Consider the following 7,471-nt stretch of genomic DNA (forward strand, 5'->3'; position numbering starts at 1 on the left):
GTCTTATATACAAATCACTTAAGTGCATTCCTGTATCAATACTAAAAAACAATTCTGATTATGAAGAGAATTAAATTCTTATTATTAATTTTTCTGATAGCTATTTTATCTCCCAATCTCATGTCAGCACAGAACAGTACATTGACACTCAGCATGTCTGATACTCCTCTGAATGAGATCCTGAATAAAATAGAAAAGAAAACAAGCTATTCTTTTCAGTATAGCACACAAGTTATCGACGTAAAACAGAAACGTACGATCCATGTAAAGAACCAACCGATAGAAGCAGTATTAAATATTCTTCTGAAGGGTACAGACATCCAGTATCATATCAAAGGAAAGCAAATCATCTTGAATGCCGGAAAGAAGGAAACGAAGAAAACGCCGGCTAAATCTAAAGGCATCGTCATGGACAGTAAAACCCGTGAACCGATTATCGGAGCAAGCATTACGGTAGAAGGGGAGAAAACCGGTTCTATCAGTGATATTGACGGTCGTTTCGAGATTGAAGCTCCGGAGTATTCGAGACTTTGCGTTTCTTATGTGGGCTATGTCACACAGCTTGTTCCGGTAAAGGCGAACAGCCTGCTGGAAGTATGGATGTCTGAAGACACGAAAGTGATCGACGAAGTAGTGGTAGTAGGATATGGAGCGGTATCCAAAAAAAACCTCACGACTGCCATTGCCCAGGTGAAGCCGGAAAAGATTCCACAAGCGGCAGCAAGCAATATCAACCAGTTATTAATGGGTCGTGCCGCCGGCTTACAGGCAATTGTCAATAGCACCCAACCGGACGGTAAAGTGAATATATCCATCCGTGGAGGAGAGAATCCGATCTATGTAGTGGACGGCATCGTAATGCCAAGCGAAGCCATCAGCACAAATGGTGGAGAAACAGGGCTGCCGAGCAATGTAAACCGTGGCGGACTTGCCGGACTGAATCCTTCTGATATCGAGTCCGTAGAAATACTGAAAGATGCTTCAGCAGCCATTTATGGTATCGGCGCAGCCAACGGAGTTATCTTAATCACCACCAAGAAAGGGAAAGAAGGCGCTCCCAGTATCAGCTATGAGGGCAGTTACTCTTTTGTGAGAAACTATCCGTATCTGGACGCACTCACCTCACAGGAATACATGGAACTCGCCAATGTATTCAACAAAGAGAATTACTTGTATAATAAGAAACAGTATCCTTATGGTCCTGATGAATATGACGGAAAATGGAGTCCGCTATTCTCTGAAACAGACCGTCTGAACCCGCGCAACACAAACTGGAAAGACTATGTGCTGAAAAGCGGATACATCACCAAGCATAATCTGACAATCAGCGGAGGCACATCAAAAGTCCGGTATTATCTGGGAGGCAGCTACCTGGACCAGGAAGGAACCGTACTTAATTCCGGTATGACCAAATATACATTTCGCGGAAATATCGGTGTCGAACTCTTCCCTTTTCTGAACCTCACTTCCGCTTTCAATGCCAATCAAAACATCTACAGCAATTGTATGGTAGGTACCGATACTGGCAACCGGGGAGATGTAGCGGGAAGTGCACTGACTTCAGCACTCTTATATCCCCCTTATCTGCCCCTGACGCAAGATGACGGCAGTTATACGATCTTCCGAAGCATCCCTAATCCCAAAGCAATGGAAGACATCGCCGACAAAACGAAAGAAAACGGATACAACCTGAACTTCACCGCCAATCTGAAACTGTACAAGGACATTCTTTCAGTCAAAGGGATATATGGGATGAATCAGGAAAACATGAGACGTTCCATTTTTATACCTTCAGATGTTTACTTCTCCAGAATGTACAAATCAAGAGGAAACATACAATCTGAAAGACGGCTGACACAAACACTGGAAGCCATGCTGACGTTCTCTAAGTATATGTTCAATACCGTACAGGTAGATGCCTTGGCAGGTATCGGCAAGTATCTGGAAAGTTACGAAGGATACGGCATCTCCTATGAAGATGTGCACGATGCCATCAACAAGCATGATATCAGTTCGGCAAAAGGAAAGTTTTATCCGACATCGCACACTGGAAAAAATGAGAAGAGATCGCAGTTTTTTAAAGCAAGTTTTGACATACTGGACAAGTATGTGCTTACTGCCACTCTGCGACGGGACGGAACAGACAAGTTTTTCCCGGGAAACAAGTACGCCTTGTTTCCATCCGTATCGGGTGCCTGGAAGATTTCAAATGAAAATTTCCTGAAAAACATTTCATGGATCAACCTGCTAAAGCTCAGAGCAAGCTGGGGAAAGACAGGGCAGGACAACTTGGGCAGTTCTCTTTACGGATCGTATGCACCTAACAATTTCAAAGTCAATTTCAGCGATAACGGCATTATCAACATTCCCTATGTATCGATGGGAGCCAATTATCCGGATGTAAGCTGGCAAAAAACAACCATGAAAAATATCGGCCTGGATTTCTATTTGCTAAGCGACCGTATTTCCGGCAGCTTCGATTTCTTCAGGAATGACATCACCCGCTTATTGGGATATGCTTCCACTTCACCTCTGGCAATCTACGAAACCAGACCGATCAACGGCGGACACTACTACAGAAGAGGCTGGGAACTGATGGTGGATACCAAGAATCTAGTCGGAGAATTCACATGGGACACCTCGCTTACCTTCTCAAAAACAAATTCGTTCTGGAAAGAAAGACTGCCCAACTACGACTACCAGATTTACCAGCAAAGAGAAAATGAGCCGATGAGTGCCTATTATTATTACAACGTCACCGGAATCATCAACACCGACCGGTCCAATATGCCGGAATCACAAAAGACATTGCAGGCAGAAGCCCAATTGCCCGGATGTCCGATTATTGAAGACAAAAACAAAGACGGCAAAATCGATGAGAACGATGTCTACATGAAAGATAACTCTCCTGCCATTTATGTCGGTATCGGAAACACTTTTACTTACAAAAGATTTGAATTTAGTTTCTTCATGTACGGGCAGTTCGGCATACAGAAATATAATATTGCCTACAGCGCAGCACAGGCCGGTCCATTGGCAGTTGACTATCCGGAGAATTCAAATAAGTTTGCATACCGTCTCTGGAACTCGCAAACAAATCCCAATGGAAGCCGGCCCGGTCTGGCCATTGGAAAAATGGGGGCATTACCGGGTAATGCCTGGGTAAATGCAGACAGGGAAAATGCCTCATTCATGAGAATGAGAAATATCACACTGGCTTATAATTTGGCTGGGAACATACTCGGCTCTCTACAAAGATATGTACGAAACATTAAGGTATATGTAGATGCCCAGAATCCTTTCATACTGACTAAATTTCAAGGATTTGATCCGGAAATATATACCGGAGGCGGCGGAGCTAGTGGAGGTTCCAGAGGTGAATATCCTCAAACCCGCACTTTCTCTCTCGGAGCTAATATTACTTTTTAAATAAACCTAAGAAAATCTGCAGAAATGAAAAAGATAAGATTGATAAGACTGTTTATTGCAACAAGCCTGCTCGTATTAAGTAGTTGTGAAGATAACTTCGATCCCAAAATATTCGGTACTTTGAACCCCGACAACTTTCCTTCCACAGAAACGGAATATAAAGACTATGCCCTAGCATGCTATATACCGTTCACTACGACATGGACCTATTACATCGGTACTGAGTTGAGACAGCATGGTTTCTATATACCGGAAGGCGGCATTCTCAGAATGTTTGAATCTCCCTCGGACAATGTGGCTGTCTGGGGCACAGGATGGGGAGAATGGCTGAAGTTCTCGCAAGCCAATTTCAACAACTGCATTTACTATGAGCGCTCCTGGGTAAGTGAAGATAACATCAACCACATACCCAAACTGGCCCAAATCACAAGATTCACCGAAATCATCTCCACATTGGAGAAAGCTGATGAAAACATTTTCCACACCATCAGTAAAAAACAGCTGTTGGGCGAAGTGCATTTATGCAGGGGGCTGATGATTTATTATCTGATGCATATTTACGGTCCGCTGCCCGCCGTCACCAGAGGAGAGGATGTTACAAACGATGAAGTCTTAAATAATCTGGTCAGGCCCTCTTTGGAAGAGATGACTTCATGGATCTACAGCGATTTTGAATTCGCAATAGAAAATCTTCCGGAAACAGTGGAAGAAAGAGGACGTTACACTTCAGATTATGCCAGATTCTGTATGATGAAACACTGCCTCAACGAAGGGGAGCACATGCCGCAGTACTATCAGAAAGCCTTAGAAATGTATCAGGAACTGGAAGCAACTCATCGCTACAAACTCTTTAAAGAAGGGGATAATCCGTATGTGGACATGTACAAAGCCAAAAATGACTTTAATTGTGAGATTATCATGGCTTTAAGCTGCGATCCGTCCGCTGACGGAGGAGACAATAGCGGAAACTTTTTCCCGTTATCCATGCTTACGACTCCCAATGACGCCTCCAAAGTAGATATAAACGGCAATCCTACTCCATTCTATTATCAGGGAAAAGGATGGGCACAATTCTACAATGTATCTCCCAAGTTGTATGACAGTTACGACTCCAAAGACAAACGAAGAGCCGTCATTTTAAATGAGTATTGGGTAGACAACGGAACAGGAGAAGTGACTACCAAAAGAACCAAAGAAGATCTGGGAATCAGATGGGATGGATACATTATCAATAAATTCCCGATAGAGACAAACACAGTCTTTCAGGGAAACGATTTCCCGCTGGCCCGTTGGGCAGACGTATTATTAATGATGGCGGAAGCGGAAGTGCGTAAATCCAATGCAGCACCTTCTGCAGAGGCTGTCAGTGCAGTCAATGAAGTAAGAAACAGAGCAGGACTGAACAACCTGTCCACACAACAGACAAACTCCAAAGAAACATTTCTCGATGCAATTCTGGAAGAAAGGGCGAAAGAGTTCCTGTACGAAGGACAGAGGAAAATCGATCTGATCCGGTTCAACAAGTATGCCCAGCTATGCCGGAAAGTAAAAGGCGTATCACCTACACACCAGTATGTACCGCTGCCCAACTATTTTGTAGAACAGGCAAAGTCTTACGGAAAAGACCTGCAACAAACTTATTCACGTCCCGGATGGAGTGAAGATTTATCAAAAGCTACTAACTAATCAACTTATTATTATCATGAGAAAACATTTACTACTGAAACTCTTATTTGTGTGTTTTGTATTAACCAGCCCCAGCGTCAAAGCCGGAAACGGAGGGTATCTTTTCGCACACATGAGACATGAGGATTACGGACGTCTATATTACTACATCAGCAGGGATACCAAAAACTGGACCAAGCTGAACAACAACGAACGGGTGGTTCCGGAATACAGGGGGCATCCCGACATCATGAAAGGCAGGGATGGACGCTACTATATGATCGGCGTATCTGAAAAGACACAGAATCCCATCCTTTGGACTTCCAAAGATTTAGTAAAATGGAAACAGGAAAAAGAGTTATCTGCCGAACCATTTATCCATATCGAAGGCTACTTTACAGAACGTGCCTGGTTTGGCGCTCCCAAACTTTTTTATGATAAGGATTCAGATCAATATCTGATTACCTGGCATGCCTGCAAGGCAGGAGCCACCGGCAACGAAGAGTGGAAAACCATGAGAACTTTTTATATATTGACCAAGGATTTTGAGTATTTCACAACACCTGAACGTTTGTTTGACTTCCAGAATGAGGCAGACCGGGAAATGGCTACGATTGATGCCATCATCCGAAAAATCAATGGCAGTTATTATGCCGTTATTAAAGATGAAAGATGGCCTGAAGACGGAGTGCCGACAGGCAAAACTGTCAGAATCTCCCATTCCCGGAATTTAACCGGTCCATATACTGATCCCGGCCAGCCGGTGACTACTCCTTATACTTACTATGAAGCTCCTATCCTGATGCCCAAACCGGACAATGACGGGTGGATGATCTTCTCTGAGAAGTATCCGCATGAGTATGTCCGTTTCCAGGCAGGCAGTATGGATGCCGAAAAATGGGACTGTACGGATCTGACTATTCCGGATTCACGCCACGGAGCAATGGTCCGCATCAGTGAGAAAGAGTATAAAAAAATACTGTCCGGTTTCAAACACTAAGAAAAGATCAATTATATAGATGATGTTTATGAAAAAGAATTTGTATATCGTTCTCTTATGTTTTTTCTGCCTGAACCTCTCTGACATACAGGCGAAGAACCGCTGGAGCATCAATCCGGATAATGATCCGGATTCATTTGCCTGAATAAAAAGAATGCAACTTCCTTAATCAATTATTTGCCCGTCCCCTCCTCTTTTGGGGGCAAATAAAAAACACAGCTAAAAATACGGTTCCTCCGGTAAAGTTCAATCTATCCTATTCAAAGAGTAAGAAGAAAAATATATCTTTGCACCGAATACCCGGCAGAGGATGACTGTGCCGAAAATAATATAGATTATGAATATACTGTTACTTATCGGAGGATTGATTCTCATTTTACTAGGAGCTAACGGACTGACAGATGGTGCTGCTTCCGTAGCCAAACGTTTCCGCATACCTTCTATCGTAATCGGACTCACGATTGTTGCTTTCGGTACTTCCGCCCCGGAACTGACGGTGAGTGTCGCATCTGCTCTGAAAGGAAGCGCAGATATCGCCATCGGCAATGTAGTAGGCAGCAACATATTCAATACATTGATGATTGTAGGATGCACGGCACTCTTTGCTCCGATTGTCATCACCCGGAATACTTTACGAAAAGAGATTCCGCTCTGTATCCTTTCGTCTGTCGTATTGCTGATATGTGCCAATGATATATTTCTGGATAATGCCACAGAAAATATATTGAACAGAGTAGACGGTTTGCTTTTACTCTGCTTTTTCGCTATCTTCATGGGATATACATTTGCCATCGCTTTTCCCAAGTCTTCCGCTACACCGGAACCGGCAGAACATGCGGCAGTCCAGGAAGAAGAAATCAAATTGCTTTCGTGGTGGAAATCAATCCTCTATATCATTGGCGGATTGGCAGCCCTGATCTATGGAGGCCAACTGTTCGTTAACGGAGCTACGGGCATTGCCCGCAGTATGGGCGTCAGCGAATCTATCATCGGACTGACACTGGTAGCCGGAGGAACTTCTCTGCCGGAACTTGCCACTTCTATTGTAGCCGCCCTGAAAAAGAACCCGGAAATAGCTATCGGAAACGTAATCGGCAGCAATCTTTTCAATATTTTCTTTGTATTAGGATGCAGTGCCAGCATCACTCCCCTTCACCTCAGCGGAATTACCAACTTCGATTTGTTCACACTGGTAGGTTCCAGCATTCTGCTCTGGCTGTTCGGACTGTTCTTTGCCAAGCGAACGATTACACGTATAGAAGGAGGTATTATGATACTTTGCTATGTGGCATATACGATGGTACTGATTTACAATACGTAATCCGGCAAACCACATTAAAAAAACAAAAGAGGTTGTGTCAAAACGCTGGCACAACC

Annotated in this window: 4 protein-coding genes; all 4 read left to right on the forward strand. The window is 43.7% G+C overall.

Annotated features, from left to right (window positions below):
• The first annotated feature begins 60 nt into the window (after positions 1 to 60).
• Positions 61 to 3,429, forward strand: coding sequence for a SusC/RagA family TonB-linked outer membrane protein (locus tag HMPREF2794_RS17310; RefSeq protein ID WP_070752034.1), 3,369 nt, complete (start codon positions 61 to 63; stop codon positions 3,427 to 3,429).
• Between the two features lie 24 nt (positions 3,430 to 3,453).
• Positions 3,454 to 5,115, forward strand: a complete 1,662-nt coding sequence (locus HMPREF2794_RS17315) for a RagB/SusD family nutrient uptake outer membrane protein (RefSeq protein WP_070752036.1) — start codon at positions 3,454 to 3,456, stop codon at positions 5,113 to 5,115.
• Positions 5,116 to 5,131: 16 nt separating this feature from the next.
• Complete coding sequence (locus HMPREF2794_RS17320) at positions 5,132 to 6,094, forward strand: glycoside hydrolase family protein (protein ID WP_240053041.1); 963 nt, start codon at positions 5,132 to 5,134, stop codon at positions 6,092 to 6,094.
• Between the two features lie 337 nt (positions 6,095 to 6,431).
• Positions 6,432 to 7,415 (forward strand): calcium/sodium antiporter, encoded by a 984-nt coding sequence (locus HMPREF2794_RS17325; RefSeq protein WP_010535806.1) that lies wholly within the window; start codon positions 6,432 to 6,434, stop codon positions 7,413 to 7,415.
• Positions 7,416 to 7,471 lie beyond the last annotated feature (56 nt).

Source organism: Bacteroides sp. HMSC067B03 (assembly GCF_001811315.1).
Lineage (GTDB): Bacteria > Bacteroidota > Bacteroidia > Bacteroidales > Bacteroidaceae > Bacteroides > Bacteroides faecis.